Below are 19,035 nucleotides of genomic sequence, written 5' to 3'. Positions count from 1 at the left end.
ATGCAAAATGCTCCGATCGAAAAAACGAATTCTTTGCAGATCGTTTGGTCTAGGCACGTTTCTGGCTTTCGCATTTGTGGTCGGTACTGGACTTTGGATAAAGGCACAGTCGAAGTTCGTCCCCGACTTCTATTCGCAAGCCAAAACGATTCGCCCCCTGCCGTCGATCAAAGCAAGTCGGAATCTGCAGAGTGAATTGAGACGATTCCAGTCGGACCGATCAAAACGGGGACGATGGAACACCGCTCTTAGCGATCAACAGGTCAATGCTTGGTTGATTGAGGAACTGCCAAGAGCATTCCCAAGACTGCTGGCCTACGGTGCGAGAGAGCCCAGAATCAAAGTCGAAGATGACCGTATCTTGGCAGCGGTTCGTTTTCAGCGCGGGCAGATCGATACGGTAATTTCCTGCGAAGCAACGGTCGAGTTGACCGAGCAGCCCAACATGTTGGCGTTGCGGCTTCACCATCTTCGCGCCGGCGCGATCCCGTTGCCGCTAAACAAATTTGTTCGCGGAATTTCCAAAGAAGCGGCCAAGGGCGGGCTGGATATCGATTGGGACTTTACCGATTCTGGACCCGTTGCACTGGTGACAATTCCTTCAGAAGATCCCCGATATCACGCCAGTCCCGTCGTCATTGAATCAGTCAACCTAGTTCGGGGCGCGATGGTATTGGCAGGACATACCGGCGACATTACCGCCGAAGAATTCAAGCCAGTCGGATCGACGCACGAATTTGTTTCGTACCTGCCCAGGATCCATCGGCGGGCTCAGATGGACCGTGCAAATAGAAAAGAGTCGTTGATTCGTTGAGTCAAATCACTCGTCAGTTTGATTTGTATCTTAGAACCCACTGTTGGTCGCATTTTTTGAATTCGACGCTTCCGGTATTTTTGTTTGTTGGTGAGAACAACAGCTCTGCGGAAAACAGATCATCTGAGTTTGTGATTTCCTCAAAACTGCCTGAAGCAATCCGCGTCACACTACCGCGGTCACGCAGTTCGCCACGGTCCGGTATCGAACCTTCGAAATCCAGATACACGATCCGATGATCAGGCAGAAGTTGGCATGTGATTTGAAAGTTTGAATGCATGTCTTCGATCATCGGAGTCGCAAACGTGATCAGTGTTTGCCCGGTCTCGAACATCCAATCAAAATGGTCTTGGTCGGTACGTCCGAATCCTGATCCGACTCGGTGATGCAGAATGACGAATCGTTTTGGGTTGTTGGAAGTCATGGCCTGTGGGACTGGTATTTAGCTTTTTGTTCAGGCGTCAAGTTTGCGTTCGTCAGCAGAATGTAGCTTGCCCGCCGAGCTGCTTCTTCTTTTTTCCCGCTGCGATCAAGCAGATCGATCGACGCAATCTTACCGCGATGCCAATTCGGACTGCCCACTTTGGAACCCGCCGCCAATTGGTCCCACCAGCGAATTGCTGCATTCTTGGCATCCTGGTCGTTTGAATCTTGCAACGCGGTAGCCGCCGCAATCAACAATTCCGCCTGATCGTTAGTCGTTAGGTTTGATTCAACGATTCGGACCGCTTCGGCAACGTTGCCAAGCCAAAGTTGAATGACGGCTTGATCAATCGGCTTGGTCGTTGCTGATGACCACGACGCTAGTAGATCTGCAATGCGTTTTCGGATGGTTGGGTTACGTTGACCATCTTTGACTAAGCGTTGGCGGACGTCTTCAATATCCTCCGTTAAACTTCGCAATTCAGGATCTAGCTTTCCGTCGCGGCGGAATTGGATCACTTGATCCACCCATGCCGGTTCATGGTCCAACTGGGACGCATCTTGTTCGGGAATCGAGTGCAGGCTGGCTCGGTCAAAGAAACGCGCGGCCAGTTGGCGGTGAGCTGTAACGACCAACGGATGCTCGTTAAGTTTGGTCATCGCATCGGACGCTATTCTTGATACCTTCGCATCCAGATCATCATCCAACGCGACTCGAAAAGTCGATTCCCATTGGCTGACCATTGCATCCATGGATGACGCATTGATCTGCGAAGGTGTTAAGGAAGTCGCGATGACGGCTGCGTCGATGAGTTTCTGTTTGTTGACCAGCAGCTCAATCAGCCATGAACGCGCTGACGCCGATACGTCGCTTTCGGGCCAAGTTTCCAAGTGCTGACGAAGTCTGGATTCGATTTGATCGCCGCTTGCAGGTGTCGATCCCGATGTCAGCATCATGATCGCTTGCAGATCCAGCGGTGGTGCGTTGGGCGAATCGGAGTGCTGTTTTGCGACGCTGGACAGTGCATCTGATCCCGCTTGGAAAAGCTCAGCCTTCTGCAACGCTGCGGCCGCTGCGATCGCGATCTCGATGGCTCGTTTGGGATCGGATTGCGAACCGGCCGCGGCAGCGAGCATGCGACCGCCTTCATCTAGCTTTCCTTCGCGAATGAGTTGTCGCCCGCGAGTTTCGACGAGCGCGGCCGGAGGAGACGATGTCGCATTGGAATCTGAAAGCGAACGGTCCAGCTTGGAAAGAACAATTGCTTCCGCCAAACGCCTCGCGTACAGCCCATGTCGCTGACCGATTTTAGTGATCCAATTCGCAGCAGCATCGGTTTGATCGTCAGCCAATAAGTACCGAAGCCTGGCTAAGTCCATTGGAATGGAGGATGCAGTTTTGTCGGATGATGAATCGAAGTGGGTGGCAAGTAGCTTGCCTGCTTCTTTGACTTGACCTAGCGCCAACAAGATTTCGACCTGCAGTGCTTGCAGATTCGATGAAGGTGGTTGATCGGATTGATCAAGAAGCTGCCGCAGTTCCGCCGAGGCAAGCTTTGCATCGCCTGATCGAAGCACCGCCGTGATTCTCATTCGCCTAACCTCCGCTGCGGCTTGTGAATCCGGCGGCAGTCTTAGTTGAGTTTGTTCGGCCGCTTGGATCGCGGCGGTTGCCGCTGCGATCGCATCAGCAGTGTCGGACAGGAACAACTCGGTTTGCATGAGTGCCATTGAAACGGTGGCGACCAATAATTCTTGTTCGAGCCGTTGTTGGTCTTTCAATTTGGTGTCATCCTGCGGAATGGATTGACGGATACGATCAATCAGTGATTCGGTGTCTCGCGTCAGACGCGTTAGCCTTACCATCGCAGGCAGAGTTTCCACCTGTTCTCTGGTGTCCTGTTGAGAGACATTGATTGCCGCGGCAGCAACGTCCATCTGAACCGCCATTTGTCGGACTGAAATTTTGGCGGCTTCTAAAAAGAGTCTGCGATCGAGATCTGGATACTTGGAAAGCAATTGGTCGATGGGCTGGTTTGCCGTTTTGACGGTTGCCGAATCGAAAGCTCCCGATGCAATCTGCTTGGCAATGTTGACCTTCGCGATTTGGGTGATCGCCAGTGCATAGGGATCAGACGTCTTCTGATGCTGGTTCAGGTTCCAAAGGCAGACGGATTTCGCATCATCGAAACGCTGTTCCGTGACGAGTGCCTGAATCAAATCAGCGTCACGGTCGGCGGTTTGGCGTTGCACGGGCGTTTGCGAAAACGCGCACGTCGTCGATAGCATCACCATTGCAATCGTGAATCGGAACAAGAGAGACTTCATCATTCACTCGCTGCAAACAAAACTCGGTCAACGCCCGCAGAACGGGCTGCGTCGTAGACTGACACAGCGACATCCATCGTGACGTTGTCGTCGGGATCAACAATCACGGGCGGCTGAACGCCAATGGCGACGACTTGTGCTAAGCGATCAGTCAACGCATCGACGTCTGCGAGTACGGTTCCGTTCATATTGATGCTGGTCATCGAATCACGATTGGAAATTCGAATGATAATCTCATCGAATGTTTCCGCTGGTTGCGCCGACGAATCGATGGAGCCGCCGGGTGGAGTCGCGATCGCGCCGGGCAGGTCATATTCGGGCAATTCAAAGCTGCTGGTCCATACAAAGAACACCAACAACAAAAAGACGACGTCAATCATCGGCGTCATTTTTAGCTCGATCGATCGATCCGTATTTCCGCCCGGGATCTTCATGGCTGGTTCCCACCGCTGGTTGCTTTGTCGCGTACGGCAATCGATGCATCGGTGACCCCTGCGAGTGCGGCTTGGCGTAGCACGGGTTCGACCAACGCGTACTGGACTTGGCCGTCAACGCGAATTCGGATCGCCGCATCATCGCCATCTTGGGCTTTCAACTCAGCCAACAGCAAGCCGAGTGCTTGAATCGACACGACGTCGCCGCGAACACGAATTGATGCAGCGTCATCCAAACTAATCGTCAGTGCCTGCTTATCGGGATCGTTTGGTTGGAACGTTCCAGCAGTCGGCAAGTCCAGTGGCAGGTGGTTTTCCTGTCGCGCCAAGTGACTGGAAACCAGAAAGAAGATGATCAGCAGAAAAACAACATCGATCATCGGTGTCATGTTAGCACCAATAGCGGTGCGACGATCAGAAGTTGGAACTCGCATTCCAGTATCTTATCACGTTCCTGCTTTTCAGCAGGTTGCCGACTTTTGCTGAGTAGGCGAATTTTTTTCAGGACATCCAATTTCTTTGTGAGCCGCTGGCCGTAAAGCCTTTGGCATTTACGTTGGCCCTTTAATCGACAAGCCGGCCAGCACCCGGCACTGGGCTGCCGCCACTCCGTGGCTGAGAGTCATTCCAGGCCCGGAGGGCCGAAAGCCCAGTGCCGGTGGCGAAGCCACCGGGTAATACAACCAAAACCGAAAAGGCCCGGAGGGCCGGCAGCTCCCTGCCGGGTGCGAGAGCACCCGGATGGCTGACCCACATCAATTCTCTGGCTCGGTTTTCCCGTAAATGGGCCCGCCACGGTTTAGTACCTGTTTAGTCCATCACTGGCTGTACCCGACTGAACCCTGGCGGGCCCAGCTACGAAAGATTTCGCCAAATACGGAACTTGTTTCAGGACAGTTCCGGCCTATATCAATTTACGAAAGTAACAAATCGGTCAGTTGGATGAGTCCGCATCATTCCGGATCCGTGATCGAAGCACATACCAGTTCTGTGTCGCTGCGAATGTAGATCATTCCGTCGGCGATCGCTGGGTGAGCCCAGGCGACGCCGCCGCGACGACGAAGTTGTTGCCGGGTGGGTTTGATCAGCGCGGCGCGACTGTGTTCTTGATAGCCATCGGGTGAAAGAGTCGCGAGTATTAAATGCCCTCGGTCGTTCATCATGATTTCGCGGTTTTCGGATTCGCCCTTCAATTGGATGATGTGAACTGTCGCCCATCGTGCCCGCGGAACCGCTTTGTCACTTTCCCAGACTCGGTCGCCGGTTTTCAATTCCAAACATCGCAGTTCGCCGTAACTGTCCACCCCGTAGACATGATCTCCCTTGATGATCGGGCCGCTAATCATGCAGTGCAGTGCATCGGTGTTCTTTTCATCGACACCGATGCGATGCCACATTTTTTCGGCTGACAATTGATCTGGGTGAACGCGAATCAACATCGTTCCGTCATAAAACGAAGACACCAATAAGTGCTGGCCATCGAACACCGGCGTGGGAACTCCGATCGGCATATTGCGAGGCAGCATTTCAATTCGCCAATGCACGTTGCCAGTTTTGGGGTCCAGGGCAGACACGCTTTCGCCGGTCCAGCAAACGACCACCTGTTGCCCGGCCTGTTCAATCAAGATCGGCGAACTGTAACCGGCACGTTCATCGATCGCGTTCCATTTTCTGACCCCGGTTTCCAAGTCAAACGCCATCACGCAGTCGTCTTTCTTGCCGCCCGCAATTTGAATCACCAAACCGTCAACAACCAACGGCGCTGCGGCGATTCCCCAAAATGGCATGCGGATGTCGTATTGATCGGCCAGGTCATGCTTCCAAAGAATGTCGCCTGTTTTGGCGTCAAAGCAGTGAAGATGTCCCATCGCACCGACGGCGATCGCTTTCCCAGCATGCACCGTCACCGATGCTCGCGGTCCGGCGCGATAATCGATTTGGTAAACCGAATCGTATTGGTGACTCCAGATCAGGCTGCCATCGCTGGCATCAAAACAAAGCACGCGTTCGATTTCGGGCGGCGTTAGTTCATCGGGGGCAGGCGTCGGACCGCGATCAGTCACATAGACTCGTCCGTCGGCCACCGTGGGGCCGCTGTAACCGCCGCCTAGTTCAACCGACCACTTCCGCGGCACGATTCGCTGATCGAATGAATCGACGATTCCGGAATCGTCGATCGTCGCATCGCGGTTGACGCCACGCCATTGAGGCCAGTCCTCAGCATGCGTGCTGGTGACGAAGAAACAGCACGCAATCGAAAGAGAGACGCAAAGGCGAATGCTCGCCGGAAAGCGTGGAGTTGACGCTTTTTGCATGAGCTTGGCTGTACTGGATGTGGGCCGAACGGTTAGCCTTCGACGTTGATGCCCATGCTGCGGGCGGTGCCTTCGATCATCAGGACAGCTTGATCGATGCTGCGAGCGTTGAGGTCGGCCATCTTTTTCTCGGCGATCTCGACGCATTGAGCACGTGTGACTTTGCCAACTTTTTCCTTGTGAGGAACGCCGCTTCCTTTGGCGATGTTCGCAGCGGACTTCAACATCGATGCCGCTGGTGGGCTCTTGGTGATGAATTCAAAGCTGCGATCGTTGTAGACCGTCACGATCACTGGGATCGGAGTTCCAGCGTACTCTTTGGTCTTGTCGTTGAACGCTTGGACGAACTGTCCAAGGTTCACGCCAAACTTACCGAGTGCGGTACCAACGGGCGGCGCGGGAGTGGCTTGACCGCCAGGAATTTGAAATTTGGCAACGCCGGTAACTTGTTTAGCCATGATGAAAGCTGTTAGCTGTTAGCGATTAGCGATTAGCTTTTCTTAAAAGCGGGAATCAATAATCAGTGTGGTTGGGAAACAAAAACGAAATTTGAAAAGCTAACAGCTAAACGCTAATAGCTATTCGCTTTTCTACAGTGGTTCGACTTGCCAGTGATCGAGTTCCATTGGAACACTGCGGCCGAAGATATTGATGATCACAGTGATGCGACCATTGGCTTCGTCGACGGCATCGACATCGCCTTCCTGGTTCTCGAAGTTGCCTTCCTTGACGCGAACCCGGTCGCCCACTTTGAATGGGATTCCAATTTTGATCGGTGCTTCTTCTTCGTCATCGACTTCGGGTCGATTGATGAATCGTTCGATGTCCGACGGTTCCATTGGCATCGGTTTGCCGGCAGCGCCCGTGAAATCGCTGATCCCACCGGTTTCGCGGCACATGAACCATGTGTCGTCGTTGATCAACATGTTGACCATGATGTAACCGGGCAAAAGCTTACGCTTGCTGATTCGGCGTTTGCCGTCGCGGGTGAAGGTTGCAACATCTTCGGTCGGAACGACGATCTCGCCAAAGTACTCTTCCATGCCTTCCATGCGGACCTTCTTGCGAAGGGCATCGGCGATGGTGTCTTCGCGGTTGAAAGCCACCTTCAAGATGTACCAGTCCATTTGCGGCGCTTCGCCAAGATCAGGACTGCCGTCCAGATTGATCGAACGAATCGTGTCGCGAGGCTCATCGACCTTGGCTTTGGCTGCTGCCTTTGGCGGAGCGGGTGGGGGAGCGACCGGCGGAGGTTTTGGTGTATCGGCTGCCTCGGCAACAGCTTCCTGCTCAGTGACAGCTTCAGCAGCCTCTTGCTTTGGCGCATCGACTTGCTCGTCAGCGGGATTCGCTTCGACCGCATCGTTGGCGTCGGGTGTTGGCTGGTCGTCAGTAGTTTCGGCGTCGTTCACAGGTATTCAGTTTGCAAGTGTCACCAGCAGTGTGGTGATTGGAAATCGTCAGGATGGAGAGCTATCAAGTCACGCCAATGGCGCTGAAAATCGCTTGCCATAGTATATCGAAAAGGAACAGAGCAATAGCGAGGAAGAAAATCGTAAAGATCACCACCACGGACGCTCGCTTGAGTTCTTCCTTGCTAGGCCAAGTCACCTTGTTCATTTCCGCTTCGACAGCGATCAAGAAGTCGGCAAATCGGGGCCAATTAACGACTCGGTATCCAAACCAAAGTGCTGCTGCGAGCGTGATCGCCGGCGCAACGGGAATCGCTGGTGAACCCGCTGGCAGAGCAGCACGGAGCGTTGAATAAAGTGACCAGCATGCCAAGGCAGCGACGACCCAAATGGCGAGCGCCGACAATTGGCGAACGAACCGACCTTGGTTGGGCTTGTACACCGTGTTGGTGAACAGTTCCTTGGTCAGTGATGGGCCGCTGGCAGCGGCATTGTTGGTGGTAATGTCTCGGGACACGATCGTCTCCTGCGTGAGCACTCGTACTCTAGTTTTTGATGCCAGCAGCGTCCGATGCGGCTGGGCAGTACTTCAAAAGTTCGGGTTTCAAAAGTTCAGTATTTCAAAGTCATCGTAAAGCAGGGGCGGAGGGACTTGAACCCGCAACCGCTGGTTTTGGAAACCAGTGCTCTGCCAATTGAGCTACACCCCTGGGGGAAGCTAAGAAGCTTTTAGCAATTAGCTATTAGCTTTGTAGTTCCAATGTTCTTCGTCTAAACGGCGTTGACCTTGGGCACTCAAATCGGAATGCCCAAGGTCACGTATGCCAATCGAAAAGCTCATAGCTAACCGCTAAAAGCTAATCGCTTCTTATTCAACAATCTTGGTCACAACGCCTGAACCGACGGTTCGGCCGCCTTCGCGAATTGCGAAGCGAACACCATCGTCGATTGCGATTGGCTTGTGAAGTTCAACGGTGACCTTCACGTTATCGCCAGGCATGCACATTTCAGCGCCAACCAAGTTAGCGGTTCCGGTCACGTCTGTCGTGCGGAAGTAAAACTGGGGACGGTATCCCGAGAAGAACGGCGTGTGGCGGCCGCCTTCGTCTTTGCTAAGACAGTAAACTTCAGCTTCAAACTTCATGTGAGGAAGAATGCTACCAGGCTTGGCCAAAACTTGACCGCGTTGGATGTCTTCACGCTTCACACCACGAAGCAAGCAACCGACGTTATCGCCCGATCGGCCTTCTTCCATTTCCTTGCGGAACATTTCGACGCCGGTACAAGTTGTCTTGACCGAATCGACCAAACCGATGATTTCGACTTCTTCGCCGACCTTCACCACACCACGCTCGATACGACCGGTTGCAACCGTTCCGCGACCTTCGATCGAGAAAACGTCTTCGATCGCCATCAGGAAAGGCTTGTCGTCTTCACGGGTAGGTTCTGGAATCGCAGTATCGAGTGCTTCCATCAATTCAGTGATGCACTTCGATGCTTCTGGATCGTCGGGGGTGTTGTAGGCTGGAAGTGACGAACCGCGAACAACAGGAACGTCGTCGCCGGGGAAGTCGTACTTGGACAGCAATTCGCGTGCTTCCAATTCCACCAATTCAAGCAGTTCTTCGTCATCGACGAGGTCGCACTTGTTGAGGTAAACCACGATGTAAGGCACACCAACTTGGCGAGCCAAAAGCACGTGTTCCTTGGTTTGTGGCATTGGTCCATCAGCAGCCGATACCACCAGGATTGCACCGTCCATTTGGGCGGCACCGGTGATCATATTCTTGACAAAGTCGGCGTGGCCGGGGCAGTCAATGTGAGCGTAGTGACGATTTTCGGTGCTGTATTCAACGTGTGCAACAGCGATGGTCACCGTCTTGGTCGAGTCACGGACGGTACCACCCTTGGCGATATCTGCGTAACCCTTGAAATCTGCCAGTCCCTTGGCGGCTTGTACAGCGAGGATCGCTGCGGTGGTGGTCGTTTTACCGTGGTCAATGTGGCCAATTGTGCCGACGTTGACGTGGGGTTTGACCCGTTCAAATTTTGCCTTAGCCATTCTAAATCACCTGCACCACAATTTTGTGGTCTTGTTCGCCCGTCTGTGCCACTACCGACCAGAGATACGCTCCAGTCAGTCCAAATCCGCTATCGACCGCGTTTCACACCCGCGGGGGTTCGATTTCGGTCTGGCCGCACGAGTCGGGGCTCGCGTTAATCAAGTATCAAAACAAAGCTGCTGATGGGACTTGAACCCATGACCTCTTCCTTACCAAGGAAGTGCTCTACCACTGAGCTACAGCAGCGGAAGAAGCGGTTAGCAACTAGCCGTTAGCGATTAGCTTCACATTGAAAAGCTAATCGCTAAAAGCTAATCGCTAAAAGCTTATCCAAAAGCGGGTGAAGGGAATCGAACCCTCGTATTCAGCTTGGAAGGCTGCTGCTCTACCATTGAGCTACACCCGCAGGAAAGAGCGATTAGCCGATAGCGATTAGCTGATAGCTCTCTTTCTAGAAAGCTAATTGCTAATAGCTAACCGCTAAAAGCTTCTTCATGGGGGCTACAGGATTCGAACCTGTGTAGGCATAGCCAACGGATTTACAGTCCGTCTCCTTTAACCACTCGGACAAACCCCCGAGTTCTCTGCGTCTCTTCTCTTCTTCGTGTCTTCTTCGTGTCTTCTTCTTCTAAAAAGCCAACGGAGGGATTCGAACCCGCGACCGGCTGATTACAAATCAGCTGCTCTGCCAACTGAGCTACGTTGGCCAAACCGAGCGGTTTTTGTCTGAAAATCAGTCGAGACGCACAGACACCATCCCCGCTCACCTTGGAAGGGCAGAGTGTAGCGATCCGTGCCAACGCGACAAGACGGAATCAATACTTTCAGCCCGAAAACGCCCGGAAAACAGAAACTTGCCAATCTCCCAGCGATTTCAGCCTTCCGACCGGATTGCCGCCAGCATTTCCCGCATCGACTGAAACCGATCGCCCGGCTTTTTCTGCATCGCACGCATGACCGTGGCATCCGCGAATTCGGGAATCCCAGCCTGCGGCGACACCACACTGGGCGGATCGACTTCTTTGCCGGTAATGTTGGCGAACGTCTCATCGACACTTTTGCCGCGAAACGGTTCACGCACCGCCAAAGTCTCGTAAAGACAAACGCCAGCACTAAAAATGTCGCTGCGTTCGTCAATCGTCCGATTGCCGCGAATCTGTTCAGGCGACATATACAACGGCGTTCCAGGCCGTTGGCCGCCACCGGTCAACGTGGATGTTTGCTGACTTTCAGTACCATCATCGGGTTTCAGGGTGCTTTGCCGCACAGGCGATTCGTCATCGGCCGCTCCCCAGACTTTCGCGACGCCCCAATCAAGCAAAATGACTTCGCCAAAGTTTCCGACCCAGATATTTTCTGGCTTAACGTCCCGGTGGATCACTCCGCGAGCATGGGCATAAGCGAGTGCCTGGCAAGCACCGGCGACAATTTCTAACCGCCGATCGATCGGGTAGGCGGCAATGGTGGCTTCGTCGCCTCGTGCAATCCGCTTGAGAATCTCGAACAAATTCTCGCCCGAAATCCGCTTCATGATGAAGTACACGCCCTCTTTGTCGTCTTCACCGATATCGTAAACCGGCACCGTATTGGGGTGCTGCAATTGAGCGGTAATGCGAGCCTCTCGCAGCAACCGCCGACGTTCTCGCCGATCAAACAAGCTCTCAATTTTTAGCGACTTCATCGCCACCGTCCGCCCGGTGACCCGGTCATAACACGAACGCAATCGCGAACAACCACCAGCAGCCATCTCGCGAAAACCGGTATAGCGTTCCATCCCCGCCGGAATGTTGCGAGGCAGGTCAGCGTCGGTTGCGGAGAGCACGATTAAGGATTCAGCCATGCCGTCAGTATAAGGCAAACCCGCTCACCCCAACCACTGGCATGCCGTTCACAGCAGGGCGACTCAATTCTTGAAGCTGGGCAAGCTCTTGTGACGTATCGTTTCAGCGAAAATAGTGAGCCGCGACGCGTGAGCGCCCGGGCTATACGCATTGCCTGGTGACTGACACCCGACTTTTTCAGCAGCCTCAGTAAGGCATCAGGCAAAACGAAAGGCCCGGCCGCTTACGCGTCGCGGCTCACTAAATCAATAAGCTGTCGCGCTGCACGCAGCCTGATTTAGAAAAACATTGCATGTGCCCGCGCACAAAAAAACTCGGTTGGCCTTCGTTCAGAAAGACCAACCGAGCTTGCGTTTTTGACCGATTCAGAATGCCCTATGCGGGCACTCTGAATGCCTTATGCGGGCACTCTGAATGCCTTATGCGGGCACGCCGGCGGTTTTGACCGTTCGGATGATTTCCGCGGCAACCTTGTATGGATCCGCGTTGGACGCAGGTCGGCGATCTTCCAACCAGCCCTTCCAGCCCTTTTCCACGGTCGCGATTGGAATTCGGATCGATGCACCACGGTCCGAAATGCCGTAGCTGAATTCATCGATTCGCTGCGTTTCGTGCAGACCGGTCAAGCGTTGATCGTTGTCCGCACCATACACGTCGATGTGTTCCTTGACGCGAGGCTGGAACGCTTGGCAGATCTGTTCGTACACTTCGCGTGAACCGCAAGTTCGCAGCGTCGTGTTGCTGAAGTTGGCGTGCATGCCGCTGCCATTCCAGTCACCTTTGACGGGCTTGCAATGGTAATCAATCTTGATGCCGTACTTCTCGCCACATCGCTCAAGCAAATAACGCGAAACCCAAATCTGGTCGCCGGCTTCGGCGGCACCCTTGGAAAAGATCTGGTATTCCCATTGACCCATCATCACTTCGGCGTTGATGCCTTCAACGTTCAGACCAGCTTCCAAGCACATTTCCAAGTGCTCTTCGATCAAGTCACGAGCCACGGCGTTGGATGCACCGACGCTGCAGTAGTAAGGCCCTTGAGGACCAGGATAACCGCCGGACGGGAAACCGACAGGCTTATTAGTTTCAATATCGATCAACACGTACTCTTGCTCGAAACCGAACCAGAAATCGTTGTCGTCATCGTCAATGGTCGCGCGACCATTGGAGTCGTGAGGCGTTTTGTCGGCGTTGAGCACTTCGCACATCACGATGTAACCATCGCCAATGCGGCCTGGATCAGGGCAAACAAAAACTGGCTTCAGCAAGCAATCGCTGCTGCCGCCTTCGGCTTGTTCGGTGGACGAACCATCGAACGACCACACTTCGCAGTCTTCCAGCTTGCCGCTGAAATCTTCCACGATCTTGGTCTTACCACGCAAACTCTGGGTGGGCTTGTAGCCGTCGAGCCAGATGTATTCCAACTTGCATTTGGTCATAGAGTTGATTCCCCCTTAAGAAATCAGATGAAATGTGACCGAAGTCTGCCGCCCTATTCTTTGACGAACCCAACGCTGGGCCGTATCGAAGCAAACAAACCAAAACGAATGTACCAGTGCGTCCTGCGACTTTTCTACCTACCACCCAGGTATTTGCAGGCACCCGCTGCCGTTGGATTGAAGACCTCCAGCGACTGATGCCTGAACAAATTTATGAACTCAAACTCATTTCAACTTCACGCCCCCTAAAGTAACCGAAATTTCTGCCGGCGAAAGTCATCCTTTGCCCGCATGTCAAACGCTTCGGAACAAACCGGTTTTGCGGCACCATGCGATGCTGCATCCGGGTGCTTTGGGCAGAAATCATCGCCTTAATCGTGACGGAAGTGTTTGCGATCAACCAACTATGAAAACGTCGGTCCCGTTGCTCTAATCATCAAATCAAGCCGTCGCCGACCAGAAGCGTCCGTTTTCAGAGAAACAGGGACGCTCTGTTGAGCGTTGGTTTCATCAAATTCCGGGTGGTTGATGACGACTTCCCTTCGCCTGACGCTCGCTTCGATAAGGATTCAAGCATGTCCAATAACCCCAACGACCCGTTCGACGGGAATCCCAACAGCCCCAACCAGATGGGCAGCGGCCCGATGGCGGGCGGCCCGCCGCCAAAGAAATCCAAAAGCAAGATGTTTTGGTTGCTCGGGTGCCTGGGCGGCATGGGGGTGCTCGGCTTGATTTGTTGCGGCGGTACGTATGCGACGATGCAATTCGGTATGGGAATGCTGGCGACCCAGGTTCAAACCCAAATCGAAAACAATCCCGTCATCGTCGAAGAAATCGGTGACATCGAATCGTTCTCAATGAGCTTCTCGGCTGCCTTGGAAAATGCTCAAACCCAAGATCCGGGCGGAGCACCAGAGCTGCCCTTTGAAATCGTCGGCAGTAAAGGCAGCGGAACCGTGTTCATCGAACAAGGCGCTGGCGGAGGCGAGAACGTCGTGATTCGGTCGGCTCGCCTGGTCACCTCCGACGGCAAATCGATCCCACTGGAAGTCGAAGCAATCGATGAACCGTCACTGGAATTTAATCCCGACATGTTTGACGCAGGCGATACCCTGGAACCTTCGGGTCTGGAACCTTCGGGTCTGGAACCTTCAAGCGATCCATAGAAACTGCTTTGTACTAACCCTATTCGATTACGCGCGACCTGCCCGTAGCTGAATCCCGCTAGGGTTCAGTCGAGCTTCAACCGATCGACGACTGAACCCTGGCGGGATCAGCTACGTTCTAACAGCCACTCACTTACCTCACCTTTAAAGACCAAAGAGACCTATGAAAGTTGCAACCTTTGACACAGACAAAGGCGTCATCAAGATTGAATTGTTCGACGACAAGACTCCCAAGACCGTCCAGAATTTTGAAACGCTCTGCGAAAAAAACTTCTACGACGGACTGACGTTCCACCGCGTGATCCCCAACTTCATGGTTCAAGGCGGATGCCCTGACGGAAACGGAACCGGCGGACCGGGCTACAAGTTTGAAGACGAATTTCATCCCGATCTCAAACACGATGGACCCGGCGTTCTGTCAATGGCCAACGCAGGACCAAACACCAACGGTTCACAATTCTTTATCACTCACGAAGCTCAGCCACACCTGGACAATCGACACAGCGTGTTCGGCAAAGTGATCGAAGGCCAAGATGTCGTTGACACCATCGAAGGTGGCGACGTGATGAAGACCGTCACAGTTACTGAAGCGTAGTGCGGGTAAACCGAAGCGTAGTGCGGGTAACATGATCGCGCGTTGGACCATCGGATTCGTCGCTGGCACCGCGGTCATCTGGCTAACGTCGCCGCTGTTTGTCCGCAGCTACCTGCCGCGAGAAATCAACCGCGGTGTACTGACACTTCCCGCCGGCGAATCCTATCGCTGGCGTAGCGAGGGCTATGCGACCTCAAAAATCGGCGACCTCGGCATGGTGGGCCACCACCCCGTAGCGAAAGTTGCCAAAACTTTCGGCACCAGCATCCCAACGTCGATAGTCACAGCGCCGAAAGTCACAGCGTCGATAGTCACAGCGCCGAAAGTCTTGGCGACTTCCGCTACGCTACCTTCGGTCGTCGCTCTGTGGGGTGACTCACAAGCCGAAGGCGTCTGCGTCGACGACGAACAGAAAATCTTCTCGCTTGCAAACGACCAAGTCGCGGGCCAAGCGTCCGTCATACCACTCGCTCGCAGCGGAGATACCGCCGGCGATTGGCTGCAGCAAATTCCGTTCGCTGAAAAAGAACTCGGTGTCTCTGCGCACCTATTTCTGATCACGGAACTGTCCGACTTGGCATTTGCTGCCGATCCAATTTTGAAAACGGCTGAACTTCCAAAGACGAACGCGGTCGTTAGCTGGCTGCCCGACTTCGCGATCCATGCCGCACGAAATGTTCTTACCCAAGACGATGGCGTCACACCACGACGACTGCGATTTAATGTTGGAGTCCAGGCTTTAGCCGCTACGCCCAAGATCGATCAACAACCGAATCGGCTAAAGCCTAGACTCCAGCAATGGTCGCAATCCACCGACTGGAACAAAGCCCTCCGCTCGATCAAGCAAACCACCGATCAACCAGTCGCCATCGTTTACGCACCGCAATTACCACGCGTGATGGGAAACAAAATAATCTTCGCAGACAACGAACAGGAATCGTTCACGCGTTTAAAACTCGCTGCGAAATCTGAACAGATCCCAGTGATCGATCTTCGCGATCGCCTGCGTGAATCGGCTCAGCAAAACCGATGGCCGCACGGCTTTCACAACGGTCGCATCGGATCAGGCCATTTGAATGTGACCGGCAATCAGATCGTTGCGGAAGCGATTATTTCGATTCTTCAGAACCAGAATCGGTAGCCCGGCGATGATTTTCACGCAAGCTGAATTCCTGATCTTCTTTCTGGTCGTGCTTGCAGCGGTCTGGTCCACCAAAAACCGTATCACGCGCAACGTCATTCTGTTGGTCGCCAGCTACTATTTCTACGCCTATTGGGACTACCGATTCTGCGGTCTGTTGATACTGTCCACCGCAGTCGATTTCATCGTCGCCAAGTGGATGTACCGGAGCGAAAACGATGCAGTTCGTAAGTCATTGTTGGCCACCAGCGTTATCGTCAACTTAGGTGTTTTGGCGTACTTCAAATATGCCGACTTCTTTATCGAATCAGCGCGGCAGATTTTTGATAACGCCGGACTGGGAAGCGGTTCGCTGGGCTTGATCTTGCCGGTCGGTATTTCTTTCTACACCTTCCAAACACTCAGCTACACGATTGACGTCTATCGTCAAAAGCTGGCTCCCACCAACAGCATCATTGATTTCGCACTCTACGTCGCGTTCTTCCCGCAGTTGGTCGCCGGTCCGATCGTCCGAGCCCGCGAACTGCTGCCGCAGTTGTCTGCCATGCCTGGTTTTTCACGCCGGCGTTGCTACGGCGGCTTCCAGCAAATGCTGCGGGGTGCCGTCAAGAAAGTACTGCTGGCTGACCGTTTGGGTGAAATGGTCGATGTCGTTTTTGCAGGCCCTGAAATTTATCACGGCGCGACCGTCGCAATCGCAGTCGTCGCCTACGCGGGTCAAATCTATTACGACTTCAGCGGCTATTCCGACATCGCAATCGGTGCTGCAAAGATGCTCGGCTATCGATTCCCAGTCAATTTCCGGCATCCTTATCTCGCCACTTCGATGGCCGATTTCTGGCATCGATGGCACATGACGCTGTCGCGTTGGCTTCGCGATTACCTGTACATTCCGTTGGGCGGAAGTCGTGCCGGGACATGGGCGACCTACCGCAACCTGATGATCACCATGACGCTGGGTGGACTGTGGCACGGAGCCGCTTGGACGTTCGTGCTTTGGGGAATGCTGCATGGAATGGCACTGGCGATCGAACGAGCAACCGTCATCAGATTGCCAAAACTTTTTAGATGGCTATGTGTCTTGACCATTGTGCTAACAGGCTGGGTGCTTTTTCGCAGCCCAGATTTCGCGACCGCCATGTCAGTTTACCGACAAGTATTAACGATGGCCGATGGCATCCTGTGGTTACCGCCGCTAGCGATCGCAGCAATCGGATGCCTGGCCATGGAACACCTAGCATGGCGGACAAGATTACGCCGGGCGATGCGATTGCCAGCGGACCGTTGGTATTCACCAATCGCCATCGCGATCATGATCTGGTGCTTGATCCTGTACGCCCCGCAAGGCTTCCGCCCATTCGTGTACTTCCAGTTCTAAGGTACCGCCGTAGCTTGGTTTTCGTATAAGCCGTATTGGATTTCACCAGAAATCCTAAGCCGCAAGCAATTCTGGCGAATCCCACCACAAGAAAACTGAACACGAGCAGAACGTGTTAATTCCGATCAATCGAATCGGCTTTACACTTGTTGTCGATCACTTCAATCGAGATATCTCGTGAAGCTGCCATTTGCCTTAGCCTCACAATCATTGGCTCAGTGAGCGAGCGGCCCGCGGCGACGAGCACTTGATTCCTGTCGTCAAAAATCTCAGAAGCCACCACCATTCCTTCCTTCAGTTGAACGGTCTGCAGAACAGATGTGTTTTGTGCCTCACCTTCTTGCATGTCCTGGGATATCCCTAACAAACATCCTGCGGACGCCAAAAGCGTGCGATCGATCGCCGGGAATCGCTTTTGCATTTCATCGACAACTTGGTCAGCAGAACCACCCCGGCGAACCAACAAGTCCACATAAAGTGCCGTGACAATCACGGTCGCAAAGGTACGCGACGTCGAATCGGTCTCGGAGAGCGATCCGTCCACATTCAATGTTTCATCCAGCAGATCAATCACAGGATCCAGTCTTGGGATGCGTCGGATTAAACTTGATGAAATCTCAATCAGCTTCTTGAAAATTTCCCGGTGCGATGCCGATGCAATCGGCTGATCCGTCAGCACATTTCGTTGACTCTGAGTCAACAACGGAAGCCCTACGACGAGCAATCGAGAGGCGAGCGGCATCGACCAATCGCTGTCGATTCCCATATCCGCCATTAGCTTCTCTGCGACCTTCCGCACCTCGCTTGAATCAACGACAGGACTTTCGATCGATTCAATAATCTCGGTCATCATGCAGACAGCCCCCGTGAAGGTTCTGTCGAGTAGTTCTCGTTGAGCGGCGGCGAGATCAGAAAGATGGTCTTGGTACCCTTTGAAAGACAAGACGTTGCGCAATCGAAGCAACAGTTCGCTTGAATCAACTGGCTTAGCGAGAAACTCACATGCGCCCAAGTTCAACGCCTTCAGTTTCGTTTCAGCTCCCGAGGAAGCCGTCAAAATAATGACGGGAATGTAGCGCAATTGCTCGTCGGCACGCATTGCAGCCAAAATCTCTAACCCACTGACCTCAGGCATTATCACATCCAGAAGAACAGCATCAGGACGTTCCTGGCGAATCAGGTCGATGGCCACCGTCGCATCTGTGGTGCGAAAAAAGTTCTGGTAGCCTGCTTCTTCGAGATAGCTTTGAACGATCTCGATATTGACAGGCTCATCGTCGATAATTGCAACCTTAGCGGTCTCCGCCATTCTGGCGTGCCGCGCGGCTTCCTGCGAATCGCTAGTGGTTTCGCATGCTAAAAGTTGTGACACGTCAATCGTTCCGAATCGAGTTTGCTCTGCTAATGCCCCGGGTTTTATTGGACCTGGCGAACGCCTGAGACGAACACTGCTAGGTCAGAAAACACTAGGCGATAACTCTGATGCGAGATATGAGCATATCCATTTTCCGATTCAATTGACGCCGCACGACCATCGATCTACGACAAGATTTCCGGATGTATCGATTAAGCGATCTACAGATTCAATTGATGATGCCCAGTGGTGACTCGGTAGAACGAAATCCCAAGTGCGATTAACACGCCGATTGCGATCGCTGCGGCGATCTTGATCTGGTGCCTACTGCT

Annotated in this window: 18 protein-coding genes and 5 tRNA genes; 6 read left to right on the top strand and 17 right to left on the bottom strand. The window is 53.4% G+C overall.

Translation table 11 applies throughout. From position 1 onward, the window contains the following. The first annotated feature begins 7 nt into the window (after nucleotides 1-7). Nucleotides 8-814, top strand: a complete 807-nt coding sequence (locus RC85_RS02860; RefSeq protein ID WP_068258443.1) for a hypothetical protein — start codon at nucleotides 8-10, stop codon at nucleotides 812-814. Between the two features lie 13 nt (nucleotides 815-827). Here RC85_RS02860 and RC85_RS02855 read toward each other — a convergent pair whose 3' ends face one another. The 16 genes from RC85_RS02855 to RC85_RS02780 form a co-directional block, all read right to left on the bottom strand. Beyond that, nucleotides 828-1,238 carry a hypothetical protein gene (locus RC85_RS02855; RefSeq protein WP_068258441.1) on the bottom strand — a complete coding sequence of 137 codons (411 nt, stop codon included), beginning with the start codon at nucleotides 1,236-1,238 and terminating at the stop codon, nucleotides 828-830. Beyond that, complete coding sequence (locus tag RC85_RS02850) at nucleotides 1,235-3,565, bottom strand: hypothetical protein (RefSeq protein ID WP_068258440.1); 2,331 nt, start codon at nucleotides 3,563-3,565, stop codon at nucleotides 1,235-1,237. The genes RC85_RS02855 and RC85_RS02850 overlap by 4 nt, the downstream gene beginning before the upstream one ends. Then, nucleotides 3,565-3,999 carry an ExbD/TolR family protein gene (locus tag RC85_RS02845; RefSeq protein ID WP_068258434.1) on the bottom strand — a complete coding sequence of 145 codons (435 nt, stop codon included), beginning with the start codon at nucleotides 3,997-3,999 and terminating at the stop codon, nucleotides 3,565-3,567. The genes RC85_RS02850 and RC85_RS02845 overlap by 1 nt, the downstream gene beginning before the upstream one ends. Beyond that, nucleotides 3,996-4,433: an ExbD/TolR family protein gene (locus RC85_RS02840; RefSeq protein WP_068258433.1), complete on the bottom strand. Its 438-nt coding sequence runs from the start codon at nucleotides 4,431-4,433 to the stop codon at nucleotides 3,996-3,998. Before RC85_RS02840 ends, RC85_RS02845 begins: the two co-directional genes overlap by 4 nt. Before the next feature lie 519 nt (nucleotides 4,434-4,952). Then, the gene (locus tag RC85_RS02835) at nucleotides 4,953-6,314 is read right to left on the bottom strand and encodes a PQQ-binding-like beta-propeller repeat protein (RefSeq protein WP_068258432.1); all 1,362 of its coding nucleotides are present in this window, start codon (nucleotides 6,312-6,314) and stop codon (nucleotides 4,953-4,955) included. Nucleotides 6,315-6,346: 32 nt separating this feature from the next. Next, nucleotides 6,347-6,772: a 50S ribosomal protein L11 gene (gene rplK / locus RC85_RS02830; protein ID WP_068258431.1), complete on the bottom strand. Its 426-nt coding sequence runs from the start codon at nucleotides 6,770-6,772 to the stop codon at nucleotides 6,347-6,349. A gap of 132 nt (nucleotides 6,773-6,904) precedes the next feature. Continuing rightward, a complete protein-coding gene (nusG, locus tag RC85_RS02825; protein WP_068258429.1) occupies nucleotides 6,905-7,726 on the bottom strand; it encodes a transcription termination/antitermination protein NusG in 822 nt (273 codons plus the stop codon). Nucleotides 7,727-7,790: 64 nt separating this feature from the next. Continuing rightward, nucleotides 7,791-8,243: a preprotein translocase subunit SecE gene (gene secE / locus RC85_RS02820; protein WP_068258551.1), complete on the bottom strand. Its 453-nt coding sequence runs from the start codon at nucleotides 8,241-8,243 to the stop codon at nucleotides 7,791-7,793. Between the two features lie 120 nt (nucleotides 8,244-8,363). Further along, nucleotides 8,364-8,436 (bottom strand) — tRNA-Trp (locus tag RC85_RS02815). 158 nt (nucleotides 8,437-8,594) lie between these two features. Continuing rightward, the gene (tuf, locus tag RC85_RS02810) at nucleotides 8,595-9,788 is read right to left on the bottom strand and encodes an elongation factor Tu (RefSeq protein WP_068258427.1); all 1,194 of its coding nucleotides are present in this window, start codon (nucleotides 9,786-9,788) and stop codon (nucleotides 8,595-8,597) included. A gap of 175 nt (nucleotides 9,789-9,963) precedes the next feature. Then, nucleotides 9,964-10,035 (bottom strand) — tRNA-Thr (locus RC85_RS02805). 89 nt (nucleotides 10,036-10,124) lie between these two features. After that, nucleotides 10,125-10,195: transfer RNA gene (locus tag RC85_RS02800), tRNA-Gly, on the bottom strand. 89 nt (nucleotides 10,196-10,284) lie between these two features. Beyond that, nucleotides 10,285-10,366, bottom strand: a tRNA-Tyr gene (locus RC85_RS02795). Nucleotides 10,367-10,423: 57 nt separating this feature from the next. Then, nucleotides 10,424-10,496 (bottom strand) — tRNA-Thr (locus tag RC85_RS02790). A gap of 167 nt (nucleotides 10,497-10,663) precedes the next feature. After that, nucleotides 10,664-11,629: a serine/threonine-protein kinase gene (locus tag RC85_RS02785; RefSeq protein WP_068258549.1), complete on the bottom strand. Its 966-nt coding sequence runs from the start codon at nucleotides 11,627-11,629 to the stop codon at nucleotides 10,664-10,666. Between the two features lie 420 nt (nucleotides 11,630-12,049). Next, nucleotides 12,050-13,069, bottom strand: a complete 1,020-nt coding sequence (locus RC85_RS02780; protein WP_068258426.1) for a glutamine synthetase beta-grasp domain-containing protein — start codon at nucleotides 13,067-13,069, stop codon at nucleotides 12,050-12,052. Between the two features lie 27 nt (nucleotides 13,070-13,096). Between RC85_RS02780 and RC85_RS26575 the strand changes: the two genes are divergently transcribed. From RC85_RS26575 to RC85_RS02760, 5 genes are all read left to right on the top strand, one after another. Continuing rightward, a complete protein-coding gene (locus tag RC85_RS26575; RefSeq protein ID WP_157593864.1) occupies nucleotides 13,097-13,267 on the top strand; it encodes a hypothetical protein in 171 nt (56 codons plus the stop codon). A 377-nt stretch (nucleotides 13,268-13,644) separates the two neighbouring features. Then, complete coding sequence (locus RC85_RS02775) at nucleotides 13,645-14,235, top strand: hypothetical protein (protein ID WP_157593863.1); 591 nt, start codon at nucleotides 13,645-13,647, stop codon at nucleotides 14,233-14,235. A 163-nt stretch (nucleotides 14,236-14,398) separates the two neighbouring features. Next, complete coding sequence (locus RC85_RS02770; protein ID WP_068258424.1) at nucleotides 14,399-14,830, top strand: peptidylprolyl isomerase; 432 nt, start codon at nucleotides 14,399-14,401, stop codon at nucleotides 14,828-14,830. A 31-nt stretch (nucleotides 14,831-14,861) separates the two neighbouring features. Further along, a complete protein-coding gene (locus tag RC85_RS02765; protein ID WP_068258422.1) occupies nucleotides 14,862-15,971 on the top strand; it encodes a hypothetical protein in 1,110 nt (369 codons plus the stop codon). Between the two features lie 7 nt (nucleotides 15,972-15,978). Beyond that, the gene (locus RC85_RS02760) at nucleotides 15,979-17,349 is read left to right on the top strand and encodes an MBOAT family O-acyltransferase (RefSeq protein ID WP_068258420.1); all 1,371 of its coding nucleotides are present in this window, start codon (nucleotides 15,979-15,981) and stop codon (nucleotides 17,347-17,349) included. A 115-nt stretch (nucleotides 17,350-17,464) separates the two neighbouring features. On the opposite strand, the gene RC85_RS02755 is transcribed toward RC85_RS02760, so the two are convergent. Continuing rightward, nucleotides 17,465-18,721: a response regulator gene (locus RC85_RS02755; RefSeq protein WP_068258418.1), complete on the bottom strand. Its 1,257-nt coding sequence runs from the start codon at nucleotides 18,719-18,721 to the stop codon at nucleotides 17,465-17,467. Nucleotides 18,722-19,035 lie beyond the last annotated feature (314 nt).

The organism is Rubripirellula obstinata (assembly GCF_001642955.1).
GTDB lineage: Bacteria > Planctomycetota > Planctomycetia > Pirellulales > Pirellulaceae > Rubripirellula > Rubripirellula obstinata.
Note: the sequence above shows the minus strand (reverse complement) of the source record. Positions and strands in the feature narration are given on the sequence as shown.

Coding starts and splice junctions, on each gene's coding strand:
- RC85_RS02860 (WP_068258443.1), top strand. CDS start 8: ATGCTCCGATCGAAAAAACGAATTCTTTGCAGATCGTTTGGTCTAGGC.
- RC85_RS02855 (WP_068258441.1), bottom strand. CDS start 1,238: ATGACTTCCAACAACCCAAAACGATTCGTCATTCTGCATCACCGAGTC.
- RC85_RS02850 (WP_068258440.1), bottom strand. CDS start 3,565: ATGAAGTCTCTCTTGTTCCGATTCACGATTGCAATGGTGATGCTATCG.
- RC85_RS02845 (WP_068258434.1), bottom strand. CDS start 3,999: ATGAAGATCCCGGGCGGAAATACGGATCGATCGATCGAGCTAAAAATG.
- RC85_RS02840 (WP_068258433.1), bottom strand. CDS start 4,433: ATGCGAGTTCCAACTTCTGATCGTCGCACCGCTATTGGTGCTAACATG.
- RC85_RS02835 (WP_068258432.1), bottom strand. CDS start 6,314: ATGCAAAAAGCGTCAACTCCACGCTTTCCGGCGAGCATTCGCCTTTGC.
- rplK (WP_068258431.1), bottom strand. CDS start 6,772: ATGGCTAAACAAGTTACCGGCGTTGCCAAATTTCAAATTCCTGGCGGT.
- tuf (WP_068258427.1), bottom strand. CDS start 9,788: ATGGCTAAGGCAAAATTTGAACGGGTCAAACCCCACGTCAACGTCGGC.
- RC85_RS02785 (WP_068258549.1), bottom strand. CDS start 11,629: ATGGCTGAATCCTTAATCGTGCTCTCCGCAACCGACGCTGACCTGCCT.
- RC85_RS02780 (WP_068258426.1), bottom strand. CDS start 13,069: ATGACCAAATGCAAGTTGGAATACATCTGGCTCGACGGCTACAAGCCC.
- RC85_RS26575 (WP_157593864.1), top strand. CDS start 13,097: ATGAAATGTGACCGAAGTCTGCCGCCCTATTCTTTGACGAACCCAACG.
- RC85_RS02775 (WP_157593863.1), top strand. CDS start 13,645: ATGTCCAATAACCCCAACGACCCGTTCGACGGGAATCCCAACAGCCCC.
- RC85_RS02770 (WP_068258424.1), top strand. CDS start 14,399: ATGAAAGTTGCAACCTTTGACACAGACAAAGGCGTCATCAAGATTGAA.
- RC85_RS02765 (WP_068258422.1), top strand. CDS start 14,862: ATGATCGCGCGTTGGACCATCGGATTCGTCGCTGGCACCGCGGTCATC.
- RC85_RS02760 (WP_068258420.1), top strand. CDS start 15,979: ATGATTTTCACGCAAGCTGAATTCCTGATCTTCTTTCTGGTCGTGCTT.